Origin of the sequence: Hyphomonas sp. GM-8P, assembly GCF_003263315.1 — a bacterium.
Lineage (GTDB): Bacteria > Pseudomonadota > Alphaproteobacteria > Caulobacterales > Hyphomonadaceae > Hyphomonas.
The window spans coordinates 1-23,114 of record NZ_AWFE01000059.1 but is presented as its reverse complement, the minus strand read 5'-3'; the positions used below and the strand labels follow the sequence as shown (position 1 = coordinate 23,114).

The window sequence follows — 23,114 nt, the reverse complement described above, 5'->3', positions numbered from 1 at the left end:
ATAGAATGCCCGAGAATCAAGGCGCTTTGAGGGCCAGCCTCGGACATATCCGATTTGTCATCCGGAGCATAATCGATGCCAAGCCAGGCAAGTACGCCGGCAATGACCAGATTCCGGATCAGAATGATGATAGCCACAACGGCCCCCATGACGTCAGAAATGTTCGGATTGGAAGCATTTTTGCCTCACGCTTCGGGTGTATAACGCGGAATTCTTTCACCGACAAACGATAAGTCATCGCATTTTAACCGCGTTAACCTCGTCACAAAGCAGGCCATGTCATACTTGCCGCGATAACCGGAGATGACCTCATGTCTTCCACCCTCGCCTTGCTCGACCGCGACCACCTCAAGGCCATGACCGGCGGAGACAAGGATCTCGCGCTCGAAGTGATCGACATTTTCCGCGAGCAGACCGGGCTGTGGATGCGCCTGATGGATCCGAAGGCCGAGCCGAAACAATGGGCCGATGCGGCCCACACGCTGAAAGGTGCCTGCCTGTCGCTCGGTGCGTTGCGCCTCGCCCGCTATTGCGAGCTGGCCGAAAAGGCCGGGCGTTCAGAGACACCGCCGAGCATTACCGCCGCTGCTGTCCTGCTGGGCGATGTGCGCGATTGCCTGTCGGCGACGATGGAAGAAGTGGCGAAAGCCGCTCACGAACTTGCCGGCAAAGGCGCCCTCAAAGCGTCGTAGCTCTCGAATTCATAGGCGATGCAGCGGTCGATCAGCGTCCGCCAGACGGGCTCCGCGATCGCCGGTGACAGGCCTGCCGCCTCGCAGGCCGCCTTCACTTTCGATACCACATCCTCAATCCGTGCGCGGTCGTGCACGATGTTCCGGTCGCCCTTGATGCGGGCGGCAGCATCCATGAAGGACTGGCGCTCAGCCAGGATTTCCACCAGCAGACGGTCGATCCGGTCCACCTCGTAGCGGACATCGGTCATCGTCTCTGCGGTCTCGGCAGTGTGCCGGCGAGGGTCGGAAGTGTAGGTCGTCATGCGGCCTCTCAGGTCTGATCGTCCTGCCCTATATGGGTGACGGCGCCTCTGCAAGGAACGAGGTGCGGTGCCGCAGCAGCGGGGTCAGAATTGCGCCAGTCCGACAGACTTGCGCAACTTGTTGAGCTTCTTCGGAACATTTTCGCCAAAAATATACCCCCACGGCATGCCTGTCGGCGTGCTGCCAATGGCTTCGAGATGGGCTTTCAGGCGCGCCTTGTCGCGGTTCAGGTGGAAAAGCATGGCAAAACTGTTGTGGGCAAACTGGCGCTCCACTTGGCTGGGCGCCGGCAGGTCAGCCAGCAGCGCGTGGAAACGATCATCCAGCGCGGCAATCTCGGCCCGGAAATCCTCCGAATACCGGCGCGCCCGGAACGCTTCTTGTTCCTCCCGCACATCATTCATGCCGGTTTCGTACAGCCATTCCTCGATCCACGCGCGCGCCTGCAGGGACAGGAAGGCCGCATTCGCCGGATCCGCGGCCGCCGCATCGGCGACGCCGTACATCTCTTCATGGCTGCCGTGCCACTTTGCGGTCAGGTAATTCAGGCGGGCCATTTCGGCGAGGAGGTTCGCCTCCCCTGTTGCCTTCAGGCCGGCGCAGATTTCCTCGAACACACCGTCTTCGTCACCTGTCAGCATGATCGCCCGGATGCGGAACGCATGCAGCGCGCTGTCGCCGGGCGTTTGCTGCGAGGCCCTGGCCAGCAGGTCCTGCGCGTGGAAGGCCATTTCTGCCATGTCCATGAACTGCCCGTCGCTGGTCAGGTCAGCCGTCGCATTGCCGCGCAGGCGATGGGCCCAGACATAACAAAGCCCGCCATGAATGGCGGGCATGGCCGGGTGGCTGTCCAGCGGCGGCAGGAGCGCCGCGATCTCCGACAGGAGACCGACACTATCAATAAAATGAACACGGTCCGCCGGCGGCAGCCCCGCATAGAGGGCGCCGAGCGCCGCGCCGTCTCCGGCCTGTATCAGGCCAAGGCCGGGCGCGACGTTCGGATCACCTTCGGTTGGATCGAATGGGGGCTGTTTCTTCCCGAACAGTCCGAACAGACTCATTCACCCGCCTTTTCCGCTTCCAGCTTGTCCTGCGTCTTCGTGTCGAAATCGCTGGCATCGTGACGTTCGCGCAGCTGGCTTTCCGGCTTGCCGAAAGTCCGGTTCACCATCTGGCCGCGGCGCACGGCGGGTCTTTCCCCCACCTGCTTCATCCAGCGGATGACATTGGTGTATTCGTGCACCTGCAGGAACTCGCCCGCATCATAGACAGCGCCGGTCACCAGCGCGCCATACCAGGGCCAGATCGCCATGTCGGCGATCGTGTATTCGTCACCGGCCATGTACTCACGGTCCTTGAGGTTCCGGTTCAGCACGTCCAGCTGGCGCTTCACTTCCATGGCGTAGCGGTTGATCGGGTATTCGTATTTCTCCGGCGCATAGGCATAGAAATGGCCGAAGCCACCGCCCAGGAACGGGGCAGATCCCATCTGCCACATCAGCCAGTTGATCGTCTCAGCGCGCTTGTTGTGATCCTTTGGCAGGAAAGCGCCGAACTTCTCGGCAAGGTAAACCAGCATGGAGCCGGATTCGAACAGCCGCGTCGGCGGGTTGGTGGAATGATCCATCAGCGCCGGGATCTTCGAGTTCGGGTTGATGTCGACAAAGCCGGAACCGAACTGGTCCCCTTCCCCGATATTGATCAGCCACGCATCATACTCGGCGTCCTTGTGACCAGCCTCGAGCAGCTCCTCGAACATGATCGTGACTTTCACGCCATTCGGCGTACCGAGCGAGTAGAGCTGGAAAGGATGCTTGCCCACCGGCAGCTCCTTGTCATGCGTCGGTCCGGCGATGGGGCGGTTGATATTCGCGAAGCGGCCGCCGCTGGCCTTGTCCCAGGTCCAGACTTTCGGCGGCGTGTAAGTGGGATCGGTCATGGCGTTCCTTCCTGCGTTTTGGTTCAGCTTAAGCTGTGGCGCGCGCCGCGCAATGCAAGGTCTCGCGCAATCAGACCCGCTCAACCTATCGTGAAGACCCCCTGACAATAAAAAAGCCCTCCCGGGGTGCAGGAGGGCTTTTTGAAATCAACTTGTGCCTGACGGATCAGACTTCCAGCAGCATGCGCTCCGGATCTTCCAGCGCTTCCTTGACGCGGACGAGGAAGGTCACTGCTTCCTTGCCGTCGACGATACGGTGGTCGTAGGACAGCGCCAGATACATCATGGGGCGGATCTTGATCTCGCCGTTCACGACGACCGGGCGCTGTTCGATGCGGTGCATGCCCAGCACGCCGGACTGCGGCGGGTTCAGAATCGGCGTCGACATCAGCGAGCCATAGATGCCGCCGTTCGAGATGGTGAACGTGCCGCCCTGCATGTCGCCAATGGTCAGCTCGCCATCGCGGGCCTTCTTGCCGAGATTGGCAATCGCCTTCTCGATACCGGCAAGGGACATGTCGTCGGAGTCGCGAACGACCGGCACCACGAGGCCTTTTTCCGTGCCGACCGCGACGCCGATGTCATAGTAGTTCTTGTAGATGATGTCCTGACCATCGATCTCGGCATTGACCGCCGGAACCTCTTTCAGCGCGTTGACGCAGGCTTTTACGAAGAAGCTCATGAAGCCCAGCTTGATGCCATGCTTGGCAACGAAGCTTTCCTGATGCTTTTTCCGCAGGTCCATGATGGCACCCATGTCGACGTCGTTGAACGTCGTCAGCATGGCGGCGGTGTCCTGAGCCTCTTTGAGGCGGCGCGCGATGGTCTGGCGCAGGCGGGTCATCCGCACACGCTCTTCCCGCGGACCGGTCTCGCGCGGAGCGCTCTGGGCCGGCGCTGCCGCCGGGGCTTTCGGTGCATTCACATATGCCATTGCATCAGCCTTTGTGGCACGGCCATCGCGGCCCGAGCCTGGAATTTTCTGAGGATCGACCCCGGCCTCAGCCGAGATGCGGCGGACCGACGGAGCCACCGGACGGTCACCCGGGGCAGCTGACGGCGCAGACGCTTTCGGGGCCGGCGCAGCTGCAGCCGGTGCAGCCGAAGCCCCTGCAGACGCGCTGACCCGTCCGATCACGGAACCCGGCGTCACGGACGTGCCTTCAGCCACCGTCCATTCGGCAATCACGCCATCGGCCGGGGCCGGCACTTCGAGGGCCACCTTGTCAGTTTCGATTTCTGCGATGGTTTCGTCTTTCTTCACCGCATCGCCCGGCTGCTTGAGGAAGGTGGACAGTGTGCCTTCGGCGACGCTCTCGCCCATCACAGGCACAACGATATCGGTTGAGCCGCCGCCGGAAGCAGCCGGCGCGGCAGCGGGCTTTGCCTCTTCCTTGGCAGGCGCAGCAGCAGCCGCAGGCGCGGGTTTCGCCCCGCCTGCCCCGCCTTCGAGACGGCCCAGCAGGGCACCGATTTCAACCGTGTCGCCCGGCTGCGCGAGGATTTCACCCAGCACGCCGTCTTCGGTGGCGGACACTTCGACGGAAACCTTGTCGGTCTCGAGCTCCACGAGCACGTCGTCTTTCTTCACAGCATCGCCCTTGGCTTTCAGCCACTGGCCAACCGTGGCCTCGGTGATGCTTTCGCCAAGCGTGGGGACTGTAATGTCGGTCATGAGATGATCCGTGTGCGTTATTATGTTTTTGAAAGTCAGGGCGAAACGATGCGGTCATCGACCGGATCGGGTGACAGGGCTGTCGTGACGAGGGCGTTCTGCTCTGCATTGTGCTTCGACAGGAGGCCGGTGGCCGTGGCCGCCGAAGGCGCGCGGCCCGCATAGCGCGGACGCGGGATCTTGGCACCGATCTGCGTGGCACACCATTCGATCTCGTCGCGGATGAAGGTCCAGCCGCCCATATTGCGGGGCTCTTCCTGGCACCAGACGAACTCGGCCTGCTTGAAGCGGGACATTTCCTGCATCATGGATTTGCGCGGCACCGGATAGAATTGTTCGATCCGCATCAGGTAGACATCGTCGACGCCCAGTTCCTCGCGCTTCTCGAACAGGTCGTAATAGACCTTGCCCGAGCAGAGTACGACGCGGCGGATCTTGTTGTCCTTGACCAGCTTGACCTTGCCTTCGCGGCCTTCGGTCTCCGCATCGTCCCAGAGGACGCGGTGGAAGCTCGTTTTCGAGCTCATATCGTCCAGCGAGGAGGTGGCCAGCTTGTGACGCAGAAGCGACTTCGGCGTCATGATGATCAGCGGCTTGCGGAAGTCACGGTGGATCTGGCGGCGCAGGGCATGGAAATAGTTCGCTGGCGTCGTCAGGTTGCAGACTTGCCAATTGTCTTCGGCACACATCTGCAGGAAGCGCTCAAGGCGGGCGGACGAGTGTTCCGGCCCCTGCCCTTCATAGCCGTGCGGCAGAAGGATGGTCAGGCCGCTCATCCGCAGCCATTTGCGCTCAGCCGAGGAGATGAACTGGTCGAAGAAGACCTGCGCGCCATTCGAGAAGTCGCCGAACTGGGCTTCCCACATGGTCAGCGTGTTCGGGTCAGCCAGCGAGTAGCCGTATTCATAACCGAGCACCGCCTCTTCCGAGAGCAGCGAGTCGATCACTTCATACTGGGCCTGGCCTTCGCGGATATTGTTCAGCGGCGTGTATTTCTCGCCGGTCGTCTGATCGACAATGTGGCTGTGGCGCTGCGAGAACGTCCCGCGGCCGCAATCCTGGCCGGAGAGCCGCACCGGGAAGCCCTCGTCCACCAGCGTCGCAAAGGCGAGATGTTCGGCCGTGGCCCAGTCGAGCCCCTGCCCCTTCGAAATCGTCTGTGCACGGTTGTCGATGACACGGGCGAGCGTGCGGTGGATGTCGACACCTTCCGGCACGGTCGTGATGGTCTGGCCAAGCGCCTGCAGGCGCTTCTTGGCGACGCCCGTCTTGCCGCGGCGCTCGTCGTCGTGCGGCAGGCCGAGGCCTTTCCATTCGCCGTCCAGCCAGTCGGCCTTCTTCGCCTTGAAATTCTTGCCGGCGTCAAATTCGCGGTCGAGATAGGTTTCGAAGTCAGCGACCTGCTGCTCCACCTGCTCCGCCGTCAAAAGACCTTCATCGACCAGGCGCTGCGCATAGATCTCACGCGTCGAGACGTGGTCCTTGATCTTCTTGTACATCACCGGCTGGGTGAACATGGGCTCGTCGCCCTCATTGTGCCCGAAGCGCCGGTAGCAGAACATGTCGATGACGACGTCCTTGTGGAATTTCTGCCGATATTCGGTCGCCACCTTGGCGGCATAGGTCACCGCTTCCGGGTCGTCGCCATTGACGTGGAAGATCGGAGCCTGGACCATCAGCGCCACATCCGACGGGTACGGAGAGGAGCGCGAATACATCGGGCTGGTCGTGAAGCCGATCTGGTTGTTCACGATGAAGTGGATCGTGCCGCCCGTGCGGTAGCCCTGAAGGCCCGAAAGCGCGAAACATTCGGAGACAACGCCCTGCCCTGCAAAGGCGGCATCGCCGTGCAGCAGCAGCGGCAGGACAATCGAGCGGTCCAGCTTGCCGGTCTCGCGGTGCGCCATTTCCTGCTTGGAGCGGGACTTGCCGAGCACGACCGGATCCACTGCCTCGAGGTGAGACGGGTTGGCGTTCATCGACAGGTGCACCTTGTTGCCGTCGAACTCACGGTCGGACGAGGCACCGAGGTGGTATTTCACGTCGCCGGAACCGAACGCATCGGCACCTTGCGTGTTACCGCCCTGGAATTCGTGGAAGATCTGCTCGTAGGGCTTGCCCATCACGGCCGCCAGCATGTTCAGGCGTCCGCGGTGGGGCATGCCAACCACGATTTCCTTCACGCCGAGCGCGCCGCCACGCTTGATGATCTGTTCCAGCGCCGGCACAGCCGCTTCGCCGCCATCAAGGCCGAAACGCTTCGTGCCCGGATAACGCTTGTGCAGGAAGCGTTCGAACGTCTCCGCTTCAATCAGCTTGGCGAGGATCGCTTTCTTGCCTTCATTGGTGAAGGCGACGCCCTTGTCCGGGCCTTCGATGCGTTCCTGCAGCCAGGATTTCTCTTCCGGATCGGAGATGTGCATGAACTCGATGCCGATCGTCGAACAGTAGGTCCGCTGCAGGATCTCCAGCATTTCCGGAATGGTCGCCGTCTCGAGGCCGAGATAGCCGTCGATGAAGATCTTGCGATCCATGTCGTCCGGTCCGAAACCATAGGTCGCCGGATCGAGTTCAGGCTGGGCGCCGGGCGAATCGAGGCGCAGCGGGTCGAGCTGGGCCGCGAGGTGACCGCGCATACGGTATGCGCGGATCATCATGATCGCGTGGATCGAATCCTTCACCGCACGGTGCACATCCGCTTCGGAAGCGGCCGGTTTGGCGCCCTTGATCTTCTTTTCGAGTTTCGGCTCCAGCAGCGCCCAGTTGCCGTCAAAGGCGGCAACCTGTTCGTCCAGCGCCGGGCGTGGCCAGTCGCTGCGTTTCCAGGTCGCGCCTTCGGCATTGCGCTCGGCGCTCGATGTGTCGTCGCCAAGGTCTGCGAAGAAGGCCCGCCAGCTCTCAGGGACTGAGCTGGGGTTCTTCGCATAGGCCGCCTGCATCTGCTCGATCCACTGGGCCGAGCCGCCATACAGGAAGGCTGTGTCCAGCAAGGCCGAATTGCCTTTGCTGCGCGAACCATTCATCGGGCTGCCGTCGTCTGCCATGTCCATTCCGTCCTCTGGGACATTTCCGTTCCCCACTATTTAGGAACGTAATGGTTTCCCGGTACCTACCGGGTGCATAAGTGAGGACGGCCTGGGCGGGGTCAGATCCTGGCCACGCCAAGAGCTGGCCCGCCGCGGGCCGTCCTGGCTAATTTATCCGGGCTTTCTAGCCCTTCAGTACCTCGACCATGGTCGTACCGAGGCGTGCCGGCGACGGCGAGACGCGGATTCCTGCTGCTTCCATTGCAGCAATCTTGCTCTCCGCATCGCCTTTGCCGCCCGACACGATGGCACCGGCATGGCCCATCGTCCGGCCCGGAGGCGCGGTACGGCCTGCAATAAAGCCGACCATCGGCTTCTTGCGGCCTTTCTTGGCTTCGTCGATCAGGAACTGCGCGGCTTCTTCTTCCGCGCTGCCGCCGATCTCACCAATCATGATGATGGACTCGGTTTCATCGTCAGCAAGGAACATTTCGAGGATATCGATAAATTCCGTACCTTTGACCGGGTCGCCGCCGATTCCGACAGCGGATGTCTGTCCGAGGCCCACCTGGGTGGTCTGGAACACGGCTTCATAGGTCAGCGTGCCCGAACGCGAGACGACGCCGACAGAGCCTTTCTTGAAGATGGAGCCCGGCATGATGCCGATCTTGCACTCGTTGGCGGTGATGAGGCCCGGGCAGTTCGGACCGATCAGGCGCGACTTGGATTTCTCCAGTTTGGCCTTCACGCGAACCATGTCGAGCACCGGAACGCCTTCCGTGATGCAGACGATCAGCGGGATTTCGGCGTCGATGGCTTCTTCGATGGCAGCCGCTGCGCCGGCTGGCGGCACGTAGACCACGGAGGCGTCAGCGCCGGTCTTTTCCTTGCCTTCGGCAACGGACGAGAAGATCGGCAGTTCCTGGCCATTGTCGGCCTTCCACATTTCGCCGCCCTTCTTCGGGTGGATACCACCCACCATCTGGGTGCCGAAATAGGCCAGCGCCTGGTTGGTGTGGAACGAACCGGTGTTGCCGGTCATGCCCTGAGTGAGGATCTTGGTATTCTTGTCGATGAGAATGGACATATCTGGTCTCAGGCGCCTTTAACTGCGTTCACGATTTTCTGGGCGGCATCGTCGAGGTCGTCGGCCGAAATGACGTTCAGGCCGGACTCCGCGATGATCTTCTTGCCAAGGTCGACATTCGTGCCTTCGAGGCGAACGACCAGCGGAACCGCCAGATTGGTTTCTTTCACGGCTGCGATCACGCCTTCGGCGATCACGTCGCACTTCATGATGCCGCCGAAGATGTTCACGAGGATGCCCTTCACGTTCGGGTCCTTCATGATAATCTTGAAGGCAGCAGCCACTTTCTCCTTGCCGGCGCCGCCGCCGACGTCACAGAAATTGGCCGGCTCTTCGCCGTACAGCTTGATGATGTCCATCGTCGCCATGGCGAGGCCTGCGCCGTTGACCATGCAGCCGATGGTGCCGTCGAGGGCGATGTAGGCGAGGTCCCACTCGGAGGCTTCGATTTCCTTCTCGTCTTCCTCGGTCTTGTCGCGGAGGTCGACGATGTCCGGGTGGCGGAACAGGGCGTTGCCGTCGAAGGAGACCTTGGCGTCCAGGACGCGCAGGTGGCCGTCTTCCATGACGATCAGCGGGTTCACTTCGAGCAGGCTCATGTCCTTCTCGGTGAACGCCTTGTAGAGGATCGGGAACAGTTTCTTGCCGTCTTCAGCGGCCGCGCCGTCCAGCTTCAGCGCTTCGTTGAGCTTGGTAATGTCTGCATCTGTCACGCCGGTTTCCGGATCGATGCTGAGCGTCAGGATCTTCTCCGGCGTGTCGTGGGCCACCTGTTCGATGTCCATGCCGCCTTCGGTGGAGACCATGAAGGCGACGCGCGAGGTGCTGCGGTCAACCAGCATGGAGAGATAGAGTTCGCGATCGATGTCGGCGCCATCTTCGATGTAGAGACGGTTCACCTGCTTGCCGTCCGGCCCGGTCTGCGCGGTGACGAGATGCTTGCCGAGCATCTGCTCGGCGAATTTCTTCACGTCTTCCTTGCTGAATGCGAGGCGGACGCCGCCTTTTTCGCCGGCTTCCGGCTCCACGAACTTGCCTTTGCCGCGGCCGCCGGCGTGGATCTGCGATTTAACGACCCAGAGCGGTCCGGGAAGTGAGTCGACAGCTTTCTGGACATCGTCCAGAGACAGGACGGGCACGCCGTCCGCGACCGGCGCGCCGAAAGATTTCAGCACGGCTTTGGCCTGGTATTCGTGGATGTTCATTCTGCTCTTGCCTTGTTTGCCTGGTCCGCCCCGGCAGGGTCACTGCCCCAGCGTGGTGGGCCGCTATATAACAGGCCTGAGTGTCGCCGCAACCAGCTGGGTACTAAACTTTGGACTCAGTGTCCGCCTCAATGACCGCCGGGGAATCCGGGTCATCTTCCGGGGCTTCTTCCGAGCTGTCTTCCTCTGCGCTCTCCCCGGCCGGTTCCTGAGTGCGTTCAGACATGCGCGGATCGAGTTTGACGCTGGCCAGAGGCGTCGGCAGCACGGGGCTCCACTCCGCCAGCTTGTCCTCGATTGCGACCGGTTTGGAGCGCACGCGCATCACCATCACGACCGTCAGCACGATCAGCAGCAGGCCCGCCAGGCCGAACAGGCCGAACTCGCCATCCGCCCGCATGGCAAAGCCTGACAGGAGCGGCCCGATGATCGATCCTCCGGCCCAGACGAACAGCAGGCCGGACATGACCTGCGGAATCAGGACCTTGGGCGTCCGGTCGATCGCGTGCGCCACGCACAGGCTGTAGAAGGACAGCGCCCCGGCGCCCCAGAAGCCGAGGGCAATAATGACGGACATTTCGCTGAGGCGAGTGCCGAAAAATGCAATGAACAGGGCGGCCATTGCCGACATGGCGCCAAGGCCCGCGATCACGAGGCGGCGTTCGATTCGGTCAGACAGGCGCCCGGCGGGCCATTGCAGCAGCAGGCCGCCGGCCCACGCCGAGGCGCTGGCGATGGCGGCCGCGGCTGTGCCCCCTCCCCCGATCTCGAAGCCTTCGAAATAGATCGGCAGAAGCGACTGGGTACCTGTGTTCACCGTCCCAGCGATCAGCGCGCCCAGAACAGCGGCAGGTGCCAGCTGGTAGAGCGCCTTCAGCGGCATGGACCGGCGCTCTGGCACAGGCGGCTGTTCCTTGCGCGTCAGGCAGACCGGCACGAGGGCCAGCGACAGGAACAGCGCCGCCCAGGTGTAGGCCCGCGTGTCCAGCGGCGACAGGCCCGCCACAAAGAACGGACCGATCATCAGCGAGAGCTTTGCCCCGGTGTGGTAGATGCCCATCACATTTCCGCGAGACTTCTGCGGCACCGCGCTGCCGAGCCAGCTTTCGATGCTGGTGAAGCTGAAGGCGAGCGTCACGCCCATGATCACGCGGAGCGGCGCCCAGTAGACCGCATCATGCACCAGCGACAGCGACAGCACGCTCACCGCATTCATGGCAGAGGCCGCAGCGAACAGGCGGATATGGCCGAACGTCGCCAGCGCGCGTGGGGCAAGCCAGGCGCCGAGCATGAAGCCAGCTGCATAGAGTGCCGCGATCAGGCCGATCGCCTGGGGCGGCGTGCCCATCGCTTCGAGGCCAAGAGGTGTCAGCACGCTGATCAACCCGCCGGCGATCTGCAGGATCATCACGGCGATGATGAGGACAATCACGTTACGCGTGTCGGACATCGAGGGACTGAGAGGCATTCTGCCTACCTGAATTTGTCGGTTGTTTCCTCGACAGTTGAGCCGTCACTGGCATGAATTGCGAGCGTCACCGTACCCTCGGTCCAGTTAATATCCAGTGATCCGAAATTCTCTTTCGGATATCCCGCACCGATTTGGTTGGCATCCATTTCGTCGGTCGTGTCCCGGTAGGATTTGTTGAACGAGGACGCCGTCAGCTCATAGGCCGGGTAAGGCAGCAGGCCATCCGCCTTGTAGAGGAAACCCGTATGCCGGTCGCCGGACACGAACACGACGCCGTTTGCACCGGTCTCGTTGATCAGGCTGTAAAGCCGCGCGCGCTCCGCCGGCAGGCGCGACCACGCCTCCCAGCCATGTGCATCCGAAATCACCTGGATCGACGACACGATCAGGCGCAGGTCCGCCGGCTTCTGCAGCTCGTTCTCCAGCCAGGTCCACTGGTCATTGCCCAGCATGTCCTGATTGGGATCGCTGGATGGCATGTAGCGTTCCTTGCCCTTCACGCTGGCATCGTCGGTGTCGGTCAGGTCAGACCGGAAGAAACGCGTGTCCAGCATGATGATCTGGGTGCGCTGCCCTTCGGGGCCGAAGCTGCGGGAATAGTATGTGCCGGGCCAGGCACCGACATCCTTGTCAGCGAGCCCCCAGAAGCGTTCGTGGATCCGCTCCGACAGGCGCCGGAATGCGAAATGCTTGCCGCCATCATTCAGGCCGTAATCATGATCGTCCCAGGCCACCATCATCGGGTGCGCCTTGCGCACGGCCTGGAAGTCTCCGCGGGCTGCAAGGTCTGAAAAGCTCTCGCGCAGCTCCGTCAGGTCAGCATCCCCGGTGCGATAGGCATCGCCGTCCGTATCGCCATAGACATTGTCGCCGATCATCAGGAACAGGTCGGCTGGCATGGCGGCGACGGACCGAAGGGTCTGGTTGTCGCCCTTCTCTTCATTGAGACAGGAGCCGACCAGGATACGCGTCAGAGCCGTATTAGAAGGTGGCAGCGGCAGGCCTTCCGGCGCGACCGGGTAATAGTCATCCGGCAGTCCGCGATAGTACGCCTCCAGCGCATCTTCGGCACTCTGCGGTGCCCGCGTAATCCCCGGAATGGAAATCGGCCCCGGCGCCTGGCAGGCGGCGAGACCGATCAATGATGCCAATAGGGCTGCCCTCTTCATCTCCCGCTCTCTTTTCTGGCTACACCTTCGTGTAGCGGCCTTTCGGCGAAGCGGTAAGGGCCAACACCGTCACACTGCAAAGAAAATCGACCACAGCATGCGTCCCGGAAGGAAAGTGAACAAACCTGCGATCACCAAGCCTCCAACAAAGGCACTGGTCATGCCTTTGGCGTGTTTGCGGAAGTTACGGCGCCGCGCGGCAGCGACCGCCATCGGCAGGGTAATGACCGTCCAGGCGGAAATGCCATGGATGAAGCTGAAATTATGGCCGTTCAGCCCCGTGATGAAGAAAGAGCTGATCGCCGTCAGCGCCATCGCCGCCACCCAGGTATAGCCGAGCTTGCGATGCAAGCCCGACCCTTTCACCCCGCGCAGCAGCACGATGCCGACGATGAAGGCAATCACCGCGCCCAGCACGTGAAGCTTCACCACGAAGGCGGCCTCGATGAAGGGCGTGACATTGATCCGGAAGTGGACCGGCGGATTGCCGGCGGATTGGAGAATAAGCCAGCTGACGATCCCATAGGCGACAGGCGCGATTATCAGCATGACTGTGTTACCGCTGATCCGCTTGGGCAGGCCGCTACGGCGAAACGTCTGGGCAAGATCTGACATGGTCGTTTGTTCCATTGTTAGGAGTGGCACGGACGGCTTACTGGAGTGTGATGGTCTGAACGGCGCCGGCTTCAGTCAGCTCGAAACGCGCCTGTTTGAACTTCGGCGGGCCCATGCGGGCCGAGGCATCATTGGAAAAGCCGAAGGGCTCGCTGGGGATGCCCAACAGGCCGAGGTTCAGCTCGCCATTGTCATTGATGTCCTGGTAGATCTTGATGCCATAGGCGCCCGGCGCGAGACCACTGAAGGTCAGCTCGGTCCCCTCCTGCACCGCCAGCAGCCCGCCGGCGACGTCATCATTCGTTTGCCAGCCATCGGCATCGAAGACAGCGACATGGAATGTGCCGGCGGCATCTTCCACACCCTCGATGCGAACCGTCAGGTCCGCAGCGGCGGCCTGTCCGACGATGCCTGCCGCAAGGCCCGCGGCGATGACGGAATTCAGAATGCGTTTCATGTTTTTCTCCTCGTTTGGATGCCGGGTCCGGTCTCGCTGACCGACTGTCCGGCTTTCGATGAGGAGAGATTGCGCAGTCCTTCCGGCCCGTGCCACGCCAACTACGCCGGGAGGCTGGAATCCTTCGCGAAATACGGCCAAAACGGTTCACGAAGCGCGAAATGCACAGGAGCGATCATGCCGGATTACCTGAAGAACCGTCTGCGGGATGCGGCGGTGATCCTTGGTATCGCGGCAATGCTCACCTTCTTCGGGGTGTACGACCAGGACTCGCCCGTCTGGGCCCGGTTCCTGATGTGGATCGTCACCTGCACGGTCGGCGTCACCACATCGACATTCGTCATCCCGGCCATTTTCGATCGGGAACTGGTGGGCAAGCTGGTGCCGGTTCAGGCCGCCGCCACCGCTGCGATCATTTCCGTCCCGGTGCTGGCGTCGCTCTATCTCTATATGGGCGCCTACGGGACCTGGGTACCGCTGCCGCTGCTGCCGATGCAGTATCTTTATGTCTTCGCCATTTCCCTGACGCTGACCGTGGGCGGTCTCCTGATCAGCCGGGCGAGAGCACGCGCTGACACGGGCAGCAGGCATGTCCCGGCCGATGCGGCGCAGCGTTTCCTGGGCCGTCTGCCGGTGAAGTTCCGCCACGCCGAACTCTGGGCCATCTCATCGGAGGACCATTACCTGCGGGTCTACACGAATCTCGGGGAGGAGCTGATCCTGATGCGCCTCGCCGATGCGGTGCGGGAACTGGACGGCGCGCCCGGCGTGCAGGTGCACCGGTCCTGGTGGGTCGCGAAGGCGGGGATCAGCGATGCCCGGCGCGACAATGGCAAGCTGGTATTGGTCCTGAAAAACGGAACCGACGTGCCAGTGTCGAGGACCTATCAGACCGTCGCGAAAGACGCCGGGCTCGCCTAGACGTCTCGCCCCGTCCTTGTCTCTCTGGCCTAATCTTTTCTGAGGGGCGGGCGGACATTACCCATGCCCTTCACCTTGTTGCAGCGCGCATGCGCCAGCTGAAGGTTTTCGGCCGAATCCGGCCCGCCGCGGGCGACGGCGATGATATGGTCATAGGTCGGCCGCTGGTGTTTCCAGACCGTCGAATGGGCGACGTCGAACCGATTGGACGGCATCGACTCCCCGCACAGCGCGCAGCGCCCGTCCTGGGCTTCCCATAAGGCCTTGAACAGGGGTGTCTCGGTCGGGGCGTAAGGCTGGCTCATCCGACGACCGGCACCGGCAGACCCCGGCGTGCGCAGGCGGCCTGCAGCGTGTTCACCAGCAGGCAGGCCCGCGTCATCAGGCCCACGCCGCCGGGCACCGGCGTGATGTAACCGGCGACTTCGGCGCAGCTGTCATAGTCCGCATCGCCGACGAGGCGGGTCTTGCCCTCCCCCTTTTCCGGGGCGTCGATCCGGTTGATGCCGACATCGATCACCATGGCGCCGGGCTTCAGCCAGTCGCCTTTGACCATTTGCGGCCGGCCCACGGCGGGCACCAGAATGTCGGCCTCGCGGCAGACGGCAGCCAGGTCCTTCGTGCGCGAATGGGCGATGGTGACGGTGCAGTTCTCAGCCAGGAACAGCAGCGCCGCAGGCTTGCCGACCAGAATCGAGCGGCCGATCACCACGACATGTTTGCCGGACAGGTTGTCGCCAAGCGCGCGCTTCGCCATGATGACACAGCCAGACGGCGTGCACGAGCGCAGGCCCGGCTTGCCGAGCGACAGGCGCCCGGCGGAGACTTCGGTCAGGCCGTCGACATCCTTGGACGGGTCGATCCGCTCGATCGCCGCGTCTGCATCGAGCCCCTTCGGCAGCGGCAGCTGAAGCAGGATCCCGTCGACGGAATCATCCGCGTTGAGGCCGGCGATCAGGTCCTCGACCTCCGTCTGGGACGCTGTGGCCGGCAGGCGGTGATGGACGGAGACCATGCCGGCCTCCTCGGTATCCTTCAGCTTGCCGCGGACATAGACTTCGCTGGCCGGGTCTTCGCCGACCAGGATCACCGCGAGACACGGCTTCACCGGCAGCTTCGCCACTTCGGCAGCCACCTTTGCGCGCACATCGGCGGCGACGTCTTTCCCACTGATCCGGATGGCGGTCATGTCTCATCCCCGCTTAAGCGAGCCGCAAGCTCCGGCGGCCCATCGATTTCGAGGCCTTTTAGCCGAGTCTTGCCGCCTGTCACGACTCTGACCGCAGACTTGGGCACGCCAAGCCACTTGGCGACCAATTTCTGGACAGCGCTATTCGCCTTGCCGTCCTCTGGCACCGCGCGCACTCTGACTTTCAGGAATTTCCGCCCGGCATCATCTTGCCCCCAGTCCTCGATCCGGTCGGCCGAGGCCTTGGGCTGGACGCGGACGGTGAGGCGATGCTGCAACCCGGCCTCAGTATCCGAGGGATGGCCGGAACATGCCGATGATCACCGGCAGCAGCCAGTCGCGCGTGAACAGGATGCCAAGCGCGAGCAGGAAGACCGACAGGTCCAGCTGGCCGAGCGGCGGCACATAGCGCTGGATCGGGCGCAGCAGCGGCAGCATCACACTGTCCAGCACGTACTGGATCTGCCGCACGGTCGGGTTCCGCATCGACAGCACGCCGCCGACGACCAGCCAGCTCATGATCACATAGGCGAAGATCAGGAACAGCAGCAGCGTCAGGATCGGGTTCAGGAAGTACGAGTAGATCGCCACAAGAAGGGAATGCATGCGCGGGGGTCCGTGGTTTCAGCCGGGGTTTCAGCCAGGGTTTGTTCGTCCTTAAACTGGTGTGCCCCACCCCGGCAAGCCAGCTCCCTGTCGCAGGGAAATGGTTTGGCAAGCTGCGCGGAGCGTTCTAGCGTTGCCCGGTTGGGGTGCGGTTCAAAGGGAGGCAGTGGCAGCGGGTGACGGAAAGCATGGACTCCGATACCCCCCTGTTGCCGCTGACCCGGTTCCAGAAAATGATGATTGCGCTGGGCACCGTGTCGATGGGCGCGGGCATGACGATCAATTTCGTGGTCGTCGCCCCCCTCGCCCGCGAGGCCGGCCTCACCGAAATCGAGATCGCGGGCATCCTGACCTTTTCATCGGTCCTCTACACGATCTTCACGCCCATCTGGGGCCGCATCGCCGACCGGGTCGGACGCAAGCGCGTCATGATCTTCTCGCTGACGGCCATGGGGCTCGCCAACATGGCCTTCCTTTTTGCGCTGAGCGCAGCGCTGGCGGGGCTCGTCACAGGCATCGCCGCCTTCCTGCTGCTCGCCTTTGTGCGCACCCTGTTCGGCTTTCTCGCCCCCGGTCTGCAGCCTGCGGCAATGGCGGCCATGACCGATGCCACCACGCCCGCGACCCGCGCGGGTGGCCTGGGCATGCTGGGCGCCGCGATGAGCCTCGGCTCAATCCTCGGCCCGGCAGGCGCCGCGGTCCTCGCCCGGATCGGGGCGCTGGCCCCGCTCTGGGGCACGATCGTTTTCAACCTCGCCGTCGCGGTCCTCATCGCGGTGGCGCTGCCGCCGACCCGGCCCCTGCCGCACCATCACAAGCGCCCGCCGCCGCTGTCGATGCGCGATCCGCGTGTTTTCCCGCACCTCGCCTTCCTGTTCGTCTATTTCGTCGCCGTCGGCATGATCCAGCAGACCATCGGCTGGTTCATCGCAGACCGGTACGAGTTTACCGACACCGCCGCACAGACCGCCAAACAGGCCGTCGTGCTCTATACAGGCCTCACCATGGCCTGCACCTCGGTCGCCATCATCATCGTGCAGTTCGGCTATGTCTCCCGGCGCAGCCCGGACCCGCGCCGCATCCTGCCGATCGGCCTTGGCCTGCTGGCTGTTGGTTATCTTTCCGCTGACCTGTTCCATCCCTTCTGGATGGTGATGGTCAGCTTCGTGATCGTCGGCATCGGCGCGGCGCTGGCCGTGCCGTCAGCCAATGCGCTGGGCAGTCTGTCCGTGGGCCGATCCGAACAGGCGGGCGCGGCGGCCTTGCTCGCCTCCGCCCCGCCAGCCGGATTTGTCGTCGGCCCCCTGCTCGGATCGGTCCTCTACATGACCAACCCCAGCTTGCCCTTCATGGCGTCCGCTGCCGTGTTCTGTATACTGAGCGCCTATGCCCTGCTGGTCACCGGCAAGCAGCCGCTCGGCTCAGGCTGACATGCTGGAATAGTAGACGTTCAGCTTGTTGCCATCGAGATCACGGAAATAGCCGGCATAGAAAGTCTCAAACCGCTGGCCCGGGGCGCCTTCATCACTCGCGCCATTGGCCATGGCGATCTCGTAGATCCGGTCGACCTGTTCCTTACTGGCCGCTTCAATCGCCACCATCGTGCCGTTGCCAACCGAGGCCGGGTCCTGATCCCATGGATAGGTCAGGCTGAAATCGGCCTTGCTGCCCGGCTTGCCCCAGACGATCAGCTGCTTGTCTTCCATCAGCCGCTTGGCGCCCAGTTCCTCCGCGATGGCATCATAGAACTTCGCGCCGCGCGCGAGGTCTTTCGTGCCGAGCATTACATATCCGATCATGAGTCAGCCTCCTTGTTTGAGTGCCGGAACATAACGGGAACAATTTTTTCGGCAAGCGCAAAAAAACGTGAAGCGGCTATTTCGGAACCTGCGAAGGTTTCACGGATTGATTCATGTGAAGCAACCCGAAAGGAAACCGCCATGACCAATCGGACAGCCATCTCCCTACTGATTTACGGGATGGTGCAGGGCGTCCTGTTCGGCGCAGGTATCCTGGCCGTTGTCTACATTCCGGTCCTGAAAGCCCATGCAGCCCTGTCCATTCCAATCGTCATCGCCGCCAGCATCGCGGCGGCCATTCCCCTGTCGTGGAAGATCGCGCCGCTGATGCGCGCACGCCACCAGCGGCGCATGGCGCGCCACCGGGAGCCTGCGGGCACCTGACGCGTTACATAGCCGAGATGCCGCCATCCACCTTCAGCTCGATGCCGGTGACGAGCTTCGACTCGTCCGAGGCGAGATAGAGCACGGCATAGGCAATGTCGTCCGGCTCGCCGACCTTGCCGAGCGGGATCTGGCGGCCGAGCTTCGCGAGGGCTTCTTCCTCGCCGAACATTTCCTTGGTGCGGTCCAGGATCGGCGTGTTGATGAAGACCGGGTGCACCGAATTGCAGCGGATCTGGCCGCCGGTCTTGGCACAGTGCAGCGCGATCGATTTCGAAATGTGCCGCACCGCCGCCTTGGCCGTGTTGTAGGAGACATAGTTCCCGCTGGCGATGATGCCCGCGATGGACGAGATGTTGACGATCGAGCCGAGGCCGTGATCGCGCATCAGCGGGATCGCATATTTGCAGCCAAGGAAGATCGAATCCACGTCCACGGTCTGGACGTGCTTGAAAGTCTCATAATTCTCGTCCTCGACGGAGCCGAGCGAGCCGATACCGGCATTGTTGACAAGCACATTCAGGCCGCCCATCGCGTCATGGGCGGATTTCAGCACTTCCTGCCAGCGGTCGCCATCGGTCACGTCGTGCTGCCAGGCGAAGGCCGTGCCAGCGCCATGGGCTTCGTTGATGGAGGCGGCGACGGCCTCGGCGCCAGCGCCATTGATATCGGTCACAGTGACCTTGGCGCCTTCGCGCGCGAACATGCGGGCGGTCGCTTCGCCCAGCCCCTGCGCGCCGCCGGTGATGAACGCCATTTTGCCTGAAACCCGTCCCATGCCGGTATCCTCCTGTTTTTTCAATGGCTGCAGCTAACAGGTCGCGGGCGGCCCCGCCAAGATGCTCTTTAGGGAAAGCTGTAGGCTCAGTCGGAAAAAAGCAGCGCGCGGATCAGCATGCTGCTGAACAAAGTCTGGTCTGACAGCGAGTCCTTCGGCAGGGTCCAGTGCCGCAGGCTCAGCCGGTCCTCGCTGGCTCCATCATCGGCCAGGATCACCGGGCCTGCATAGCCGCCGCAAAGCACCAACGCCTGCTGCAGGCTCGCGCCCTCATGCGCAACCACGACCAGGCTTGCCGGCGGCAGCGTGGCGGGATCATGTTTCCCATCCGCCGCGATCCTCCAGCGCAGGCTGTGGCCGACAGACAGCAGCGATGTCTCGATCACGCCGCAAACGCGATCATCGCCGCCGATCAGGCCGAGCCGGGCCGGAAACCGGTCTGCATAGACCAGGCGGGCCCGCGCCAGAATCGCCTTCACCTCACCCCGGCTGAGACCGGTGATCTGCGCCGCTTCGCGGGCGCTGAAGCGCTCGACAACGCAAAGCAGGATGACCCGCCGCTGCAGCGGGCTCAGCGACTGCCAGCGCCCGAGTTCGGCGAACAGGGAGTCGGTGGCGGGCGGCGACTTCTGCAGCGTCGCGTCGAGTTTCTGGAACAGCGCGATGAGGTTTTCGGTTTCCGCAGTCGACACATCCGTCAGCACATGGGACAGCGCCTTGGACACGACCCCGTCGCCCAGCCCCTCGCTGCCGCAAGAGAAGGCTGCATACCGGCGAAGGCGGTCCAGATTGGTTTCGTAAGCCTGTGCCCAAATCATACTTAACTCTAACGGGCAGATCTGCTCCCGTATGCCCCCTGACCAAGGGACATTTATCGTAACTCTTATTCCTCAAGAGAAATTATAGCACAAATATGCAATTTTTGATAGTAAACCCACCTTCACCTTGACGGGAAGCTGCTGCCGCGGCGCGAATCGCCCCGCGTGGCAACAGCGGCCGAAAAATATGAAAATTTGTTAGGTCGCGATAAGACTAGCGGAAACGCGCCGCCAGCGCGTCCATATAGCCGGCAAGTTCCAGGTCGCGCGTCGTTACGCCGTCGGCGTCATGCGTCGTCAGCACGACTTCAACCTTGTTGTAGACATTGAACCATTCCGGATGGTGATCCATCTGCTCGGCCTTCAGGGCGGTAGCTGTCATGAAGGCGAAGGCCTGCTTGAAATCGTCGAAGCGGAACGTCTTGGTGATCTCGTCACGCTCGCCCTCCCCTTTCGTCCAGCCCTTGAGCGCCACCAGGGCCGCGTCGGCACCGATCGTCTTCGTCATCATCTATTCCTCCGCTTCCTGGCCGAGCACGAAATACACCCACTCGCCCTCCTCGGTGATCGCAGTACGCATGCCGGGAAAGCCCTTGCCTGCGCGGATCTCCGCGATCCCGTCCTCGCCGACGAGATCCTGCAGCCGCTTGCGGTCCCGGAAAGAGAGCTTTTCCGGGATCAGGTCCTCGGCATTCTTCGCGGCGAGGTCCGGCCAGACATACCATTTCACGCCATCGACCTCACGCACGCCAACCGGCAGCTCCATCAGCGCCCGCAGCTTGCGGTTCGGGTCCACGCCGATCCGGCGCATCAGGTCCCAGTATTCGCGGTGCCCCTCGCCGCCGAGGTTCGAGACAAAGCCCGGATTCTCCCGCGCCAGCCGCGACAGGCCGGACAGCGAGCCCCGCTGTGCATATTTCAGCATCTCGTCGCGCGTCGCGGCCACGGCGTCCGGAATGACCACCGGCTCCGGCGCCTGCGGATCCTGCGACAGCGACTCCGGCGGATAGACCGGTTCTGCCGGGGCGGGCGAACACGCTGCAAACCCCACGGCCAGGCCAGCCGCCAGAAGCGCGTTACGCGCGTTAGACCACTGCATATCCCGTCGCCGATTTCAGATCTTCGAGCAGCTGGTCTTCGCCCAGCACCTTGATCGTGGTCATGCCCATGGCGCGGGCCGGTTTCAGGTTGATGCCGAGATCGTCGAGATAGACGCAGTCGGCCGGGTCGACATCCAGCGCCTCGCACATCAGGGCGTAGATCCGCGGATCAGGCTTGCGGATGCCGATCTTAGAACTTTCGATCAGATGGTCGAACTGGTCGAACACATGCGCGAGTTCTGCGGCCTTCTTCTCGTCATTCGTCATCGAGGCGCCCTTCCCGATGGGCGCATTGTTGGTGATACAGCCGACCTTGCCGTGCTGCTTGCACACGTTCAGCGCTTCCACGACGCGCGGGCGCAGCGAACCGGACAGCAGCTTCAGCACGTCGGCGCCCGGCACTTCATGGCCGAGGGCTTTTGATTCTGCACGGAACAAGCCGTCGAACTCCTCGCCACTGACCTTGCTCTGCTCGAGCTTGGCCCAGGCATTGTCCAGCGGATTGGTGGCGTTGACGGTGCGGATGAAGTCTTTGGGGAGTCCCTGCTCGGCTTCATAGCGGGCGAAAGCATCGAAGGGTGAGGAGGTAAAAACGCCCCCGAAATCCCAGATTACGGCCTTGAAAATCTTTGTCATGCGAGACGTCTAGCCGCGCCGGAAGGAACTTTCAAACCTTGAAGATTGCCGGGCCGGTCTTAGGGTGGCGCCAGATCAGAGAATAGTCACGACAATCGAAGGAGAAACGACAGATGGGCGTGCTTGAGGGCAAAGTGGTCCTGGTGACCGGCGGCGGTAACGGGATCGGCAAGGAAACGGCACTGCTTGCCGCAAAGGAAGGCGCAAAAGTCGTGGTGAACGACCTCGGCGGCAGCCTGTCCGGCGACGATCCGGGCGATGCCGGACCGGCCGAAAAGGTCGCGGCCGAGATCCGTGCAGCGGGCGGCGAAGCCGTCTCCAACTCCGATAGCGTGACGGACATGAAGGCCGTCGAAGGCATGATCGAACAGGCCAAGGACACGTTCGGCGACCTGAACGCGGTCATCAACCCGGCCGGTATTCTGCGGGACAAGATGTTTCACAAAATGTCCGAAGATGACTGGGATGCGGTGATCGACGTCCACCTGCGCGGCAGCTTCAACGTCACCCGTGCCGCCGTGGAAATGTTCCGCGAGAAGGAGGACGGCGCCTTCGTGCTGTTCACCTCCACCACCGGCCTGATCGGCAATGTCGGGCAGGCGAACTATGCCGCGGCCAAGCTCGGCATTGTCGGCCTGTCGCGCATCATCGCCATGGAAGGCGAGCGCAAGAATGTCCGCTCCAACGTCATCGCGCCGTTCGCCTGGACGCGCATGATCGCTTCCATCCCGGTGAAGGACGAAGCCGGCGCCCAGCGCGTCAACCGGATGAAGGAAGGCATGCGGGCCGACCAGGTCGCCCAGCTTGCCGTCGCGCTCTGTGCCGACCGGGCAAAGGACGTGTCCGGCCAGATCTTCGGCGTGCGCGGCAATGAGGTCGTGCTGTTCAACCAGCCGCGCCCGGTGAAATCCGTCGCCCGTCTCGAAGGCTGGGATCCGGAGTCGCTGATCGACCAGTGCATGCCCGCCATGAAAGCCGACTTCACGGACATGGGTCCGACCTCCAGCGTCTTCCCGTATGACCCGATCTGATCCGGACATCCGATCCGATCTTTTCTGCGCGCCCCGGACATGGTTCCGGGGCGTTTGCGCCCGCTTATGCGGCACGGTGTGCCGAGCCACATGATGTCGGGAGTGCGCCTGTCGCTCCTCGCGGCGCGCAAGCCTGCATCCTGAACCTGCCCCTGACGGAAACCTGACGCGGGTTTTCACCCTGAAAATTCAGTTCACCCACAAAGCGCC

General features: G+C 62.6%; 26 protein-coding genes. 5 read left to right on the top strand and 21 right to left on the bottom strand.

Going from position 1 to position 23,114, the window contains the following annotated elements:
- Positions 1-311: 311 nt before the first annotated feature.
- Entirely contained in the window at positions 312-692 is a 381-nt protein-coding gene (locus HY26_RS05755) for an Hpt domain-containing protein (RefSeq protein WP_034769472.1), read from the top strand.
- On the opposite strand, the gene HY26_RS05750 is transcribed toward HY26_RS05755, so the two are convergent.
- From HY26_RS05750 to HY26_RS05700, 11 genes are all read right to left on the bottom strand, one after another.
- Positions 653-997, bottom strand: a complete 345-nt coding sequence (locus HY26_RS05750) for a chorismate mutase (RefSeq protein ID WP_051600317.1) — start codon at positions 995-997, stop codon at positions 653-655. The two genes, HY26_RS05755 and HY26_RS05750, sit on opposite strands and share 40 nt — an antisense overlap.
- A gap of 84 nt (positions 998-1,081) precedes the next feature.
- Positions 1,082-2,059 carry a hypothetical protein gene (locus HY26_RS05745; protein ID WP_112073095.1) on the bottom strand — a complete coding sequence of 326 codons (978 nt, stop codon included), beginning with the start codon at positions 2,057-2,059 and terminating at the stop codon, positions 1,082-1,084.
- Complete coding sequence (gene yghU, locus HY26_RS05740) at positions 2,056-2,937, bottom strand: glutathione-dependent disulfide-bond oxidoreductase (RefSeq protein WP_065383136.1); 882 nt, start codon at positions 2,935-2,937, stop codon at positions 2,056-2,058. The genes HY26_RS05745 and yghU overlap by 4 nt, the downstream gene beginning before the upstream one ends.
- 166 nt (positions 2,938-3,103) lie before the next feature.
- The gene (gene odhB, locus HY26_RS05735; protein ID WP_051600318.1) at positions 3,104-4,612 is read right to left on the bottom strand and encodes a 2-oxoglutarate dehydrogenase complex dihydrolipoyllysine-residue succinyltransferase; all 1,509 of its coding nucleotides are present in this window, start codon (positions 4,610-4,612) and stop codon (positions 3,104-3,106) included.
- Between the two features lie 35 nt (positions 4,613-4,647).
- The gene (locus tag HY26_RS05730; RefSeq protein WP_034769725.1) at positions 4,648-7,656 is read right to left on the bottom strand and encodes a 2-oxoglutarate dehydrogenase E1 component; all 3,009 of its coding nucleotides are present in this window, start codon (positions 7,654-7,656) and stop codon (positions 4,648-4,650) included.
- 166 nt (positions 7,657-7,822) lie between these two features.
- A complete protein-coding gene (gene sucD, locus HY26_RS05725) occupies positions 7,823-8,725 on the bottom strand; it encodes a succinate--CoA ligase subunit alpha (RefSeq protein WP_034769488.1) in 903 nt (300 codons plus the stop codon).
- An 8-nt stretch (positions 8,726-8,733) separates the two neighbouring features.
- A complete protein-coding gene (gene sucC, locus HY26_RS05720) occupies positions 8,734-9,930 on the bottom strand; it encodes an ADP-forming succinate--CoA ligase subunit beta (protein WP_034769490.1) in 1,197 nt (398 codons plus the stop codon).
- Between the two features lie 103 nt (positions 9,931-10,033).
- Positions 10,034-11,398, bottom strand: coding sequence for an MFS transporter (locus tag HY26_RS05715; RefSeq protein WP_081813230.1), 1,365 nt, complete (start codon positions 11,396-11,398; stop codon positions 10,034-10,036).
- A 5-nt stretch (positions 11,399-11,403) separates the two neighbouring features.
- The gene (locus tag HY26_RS05710) at positions 11,404-12,570 is read right to left on the bottom strand and encodes an alkaline phosphatase D family protein (RefSeq protein WP_065382822.1); all 1,167 of its coding nucleotides are present in this window, start codon (positions 12,568-12,570) and stop codon (positions 11,404-11,406) included.
- Positions 12,571-12,639: 69 nt separating this feature from the next.
- On the bottom strand, positions 12,640-13,185 hold the full coding sequence (locus tag HY26_RS05705; RefSeq protein WP_233350890.1) for a DUF2306 domain-containing protein: 546 nt from the start codon (positions 13,183-13,185) through the stop codon (positions 12,640-12,642).
- 37 nt (positions 13,186-13,222) lie between these two features.
- Complete coding sequence (locus tag HY26_RS05700) at positions 13,223-13,642, bottom strand: DUF2141 domain-containing protein (RefSeq protein ID WP_065382821.1); 420 nt, start codon at positions 13,640-13,642, stop codon at positions 13,223-13,225.
- 177 nt (positions 13,643-13,819) lie between these two features.
- On the opposite strand from HY26_RS05700, the gene HY26_RS05695 reads away from it, so the two are divergent.
- Complete coding sequence (locus tag HY26_RS05695; protein WP_065382820.1) at positions 13,820-14,563, top strand: LytTR family DNA-binding domain-containing protein; 744 nt, start codon at positions 13,820-13,822, stop codon at positions 14,561-14,563.
- Positions 14,564-14,592: 29 nt separating this feature from the next.
- Here HY26_RS05695 and HY26_RS05690 read toward each other — a convergent pair whose 3' ends face one another.
- The 4 genes from HY26_RS05690 to HY26_RS05675 are packed head-to-tail and all read right to left on the bottom strand — an operon-like array spanning position 14,593 to position 16,358.
- Positions 14,593-14,868, bottom strand: coding sequence for an HNH endonuclease (locus tag HY26_RS05690; protein WP_051600321.1), 276 nt, complete (start codon positions 14,866-14,868; stop codon positions 14,593-14,595).
- On the bottom strand, positions 14,865-15,752 hold the full coding sequence (folD, locus tag HY26_RS05685) for a bifunctional methylenetetrahydrofolate dehydrogenase/methenyltetrahydrofolate cyclohydrolase FolD (protein ID WP_034769497.1): 888 nt from the start codon (positions 15,750-15,752) through the stop codon (positions 14,865-14,867). Before folD ends, HY26_RS05690 begins: the two co-directional genes overlap by 4 nt.
- On the bottom strand, positions 15,749-16,030 hold the full coding sequence (locus HY26_RS05680) for a DUF167 family protein (RefSeq protein ID WP_034769499.1): 282 nt from the start codon (positions 16,028-16,030) through the stop codon (positions 15,749-15,751). Before HY26_RS05680 ends, folD begins: the two co-directional genes overlap by 4 nt.
- A gap of 7 nt (positions 16,031-16,037) precedes the next feature.
- On the bottom strand, positions 16,038-16,358 hold the full coding sequence (locus HY26_RS05675; protein WP_034769501.1) for a YggT family protein: 321 nt from the start codon (positions 16,356-16,358) through the stop codon (positions 16,038-16,040).
- Positions 16,359-16,546: 188 nt separating this feature from the next.
- Between HY26_RS05675 and HY26_RS05670 the strand changes: the two genes are divergently transcribed.
- A complete protein-coding gene (locus HY26_RS05670; RefSeq protein WP_233348870.1) occupies positions 16,547-17,788 on the top strand; it encodes an MFS transporter in 1,242 nt (413 codons plus the stop codon).
- Here HY26_RS05670 and HY26_RS05665 read toward each other — a convergent pair.
- On the bottom strand, positions 17,780-18,157 hold the full coding sequence (locus HY26_RS05665; RefSeq protein ID WP_034769503.1) for a VOC family protein: 378 nt from the start codon (positions 18,155-18,157) through the stop codon (positions 17,780-17,782). The two genes, HY26_RS05670 and HY26_RS05665, sit on opposite strands and share 9 nt — an antisense overlap.
- Positions 18,158-18,298: 141 nt before the next feature.
- On the opposite strand from HY26_RS05665, the gene HY26_RS05660 reads away from it, so the two are divergent.
- A complete protein-coding gene (locus tag HY26_RS05660; protein ID WP_034769504.1) occupies positions 18,299-18,541 on the top strand; it encodes a hypothetical protein in 243 nt (80 codons plus the stop codon).
- Between the two features lie 4 nt (positions 18,542-18,545).
- Here HY26_RS05660 and HY26_RS05655 read toward each other — a convergent pair whose 3' ends face one another.
- From HY26_RS05655 to HY26_RS05635, 5 genes are all read right to left on the bottom strand, one after another.
- Positions 18,546-19,319, bottom strand: a complete 774-nt coding sequence (locus HY26_RS05655) for an SDR family oxidoreductase (RefSeq protein ID WP_034769505.1) — start codon at positions 19,317-19,319, stop codon at positions 18,546-18,548.
- Positions 19,320-19,405: 86 nt separating this feature from the next.
- Positions 19,406-20,137 (bottom strand): sigma factor-like helix-turn-helix DNA-binding protein, encoded by a 732-nt coding sequence (locus HY26_RS05650; RefSeq protein ID WP_065383141.1) that lies wholly within the window; start codon positions 20,135-20,137, stop codon positions 19,406-19,408.
- Positions 20,138-20,351: 214 nt separating this feature from the next.
- A complete protein-coding gene (locus HY26_RS05645) occupies positions 20,352-20,648 on the bottom strand; it encodes a 4a-hydroxytetrahydrobiopterin dehydratase (protein ID WP_255342780.1) in 297 nt (98 codons plus the stop codon).
- Complete coding sequence (locus HY26_RS05640) at positions 20,649-21,236, bottom strand: hypothetical protein (protein ID WP_065383140.1); 588 nt, start codon at positions 21,234-21,236, stop codon at positions 20,649-20,651. It lies immediately after the preceding gene.
- Positions 21,223-21,873 (bottom strand): HAD-IA family hydrolase, encoded by a 651-nt coding sequence (locus HY26_RS05635; protein ID WP_065383139.1) that lies wholly within the window; start codon positions 21,871-21,873, stop codon positions 21,223-21,225. Before HY26_RS05635 ends, HY26_RS05640 begins: the two co-directional genes overlap by 14 nt.
- A 113-nt stretch (positions 21,874-21,986) precedes the next feature.
- Here HY26_RS05635 and HY26_RS05630 point away from each other — a divergent pair, with 113 nt between their 5' ends.
- A complete protein-coding gene (locus HY26_RS05630) occupies positions 21,987-22,904 on the top strand; it encodes an SDR family NAD(P)-dependent oxidoreductase (protein WP_034769509.1) in 918 nt (305 codons plus the stop codon).
- Positions 22,905-23,114: the final 210 nt, after the last annotated feature.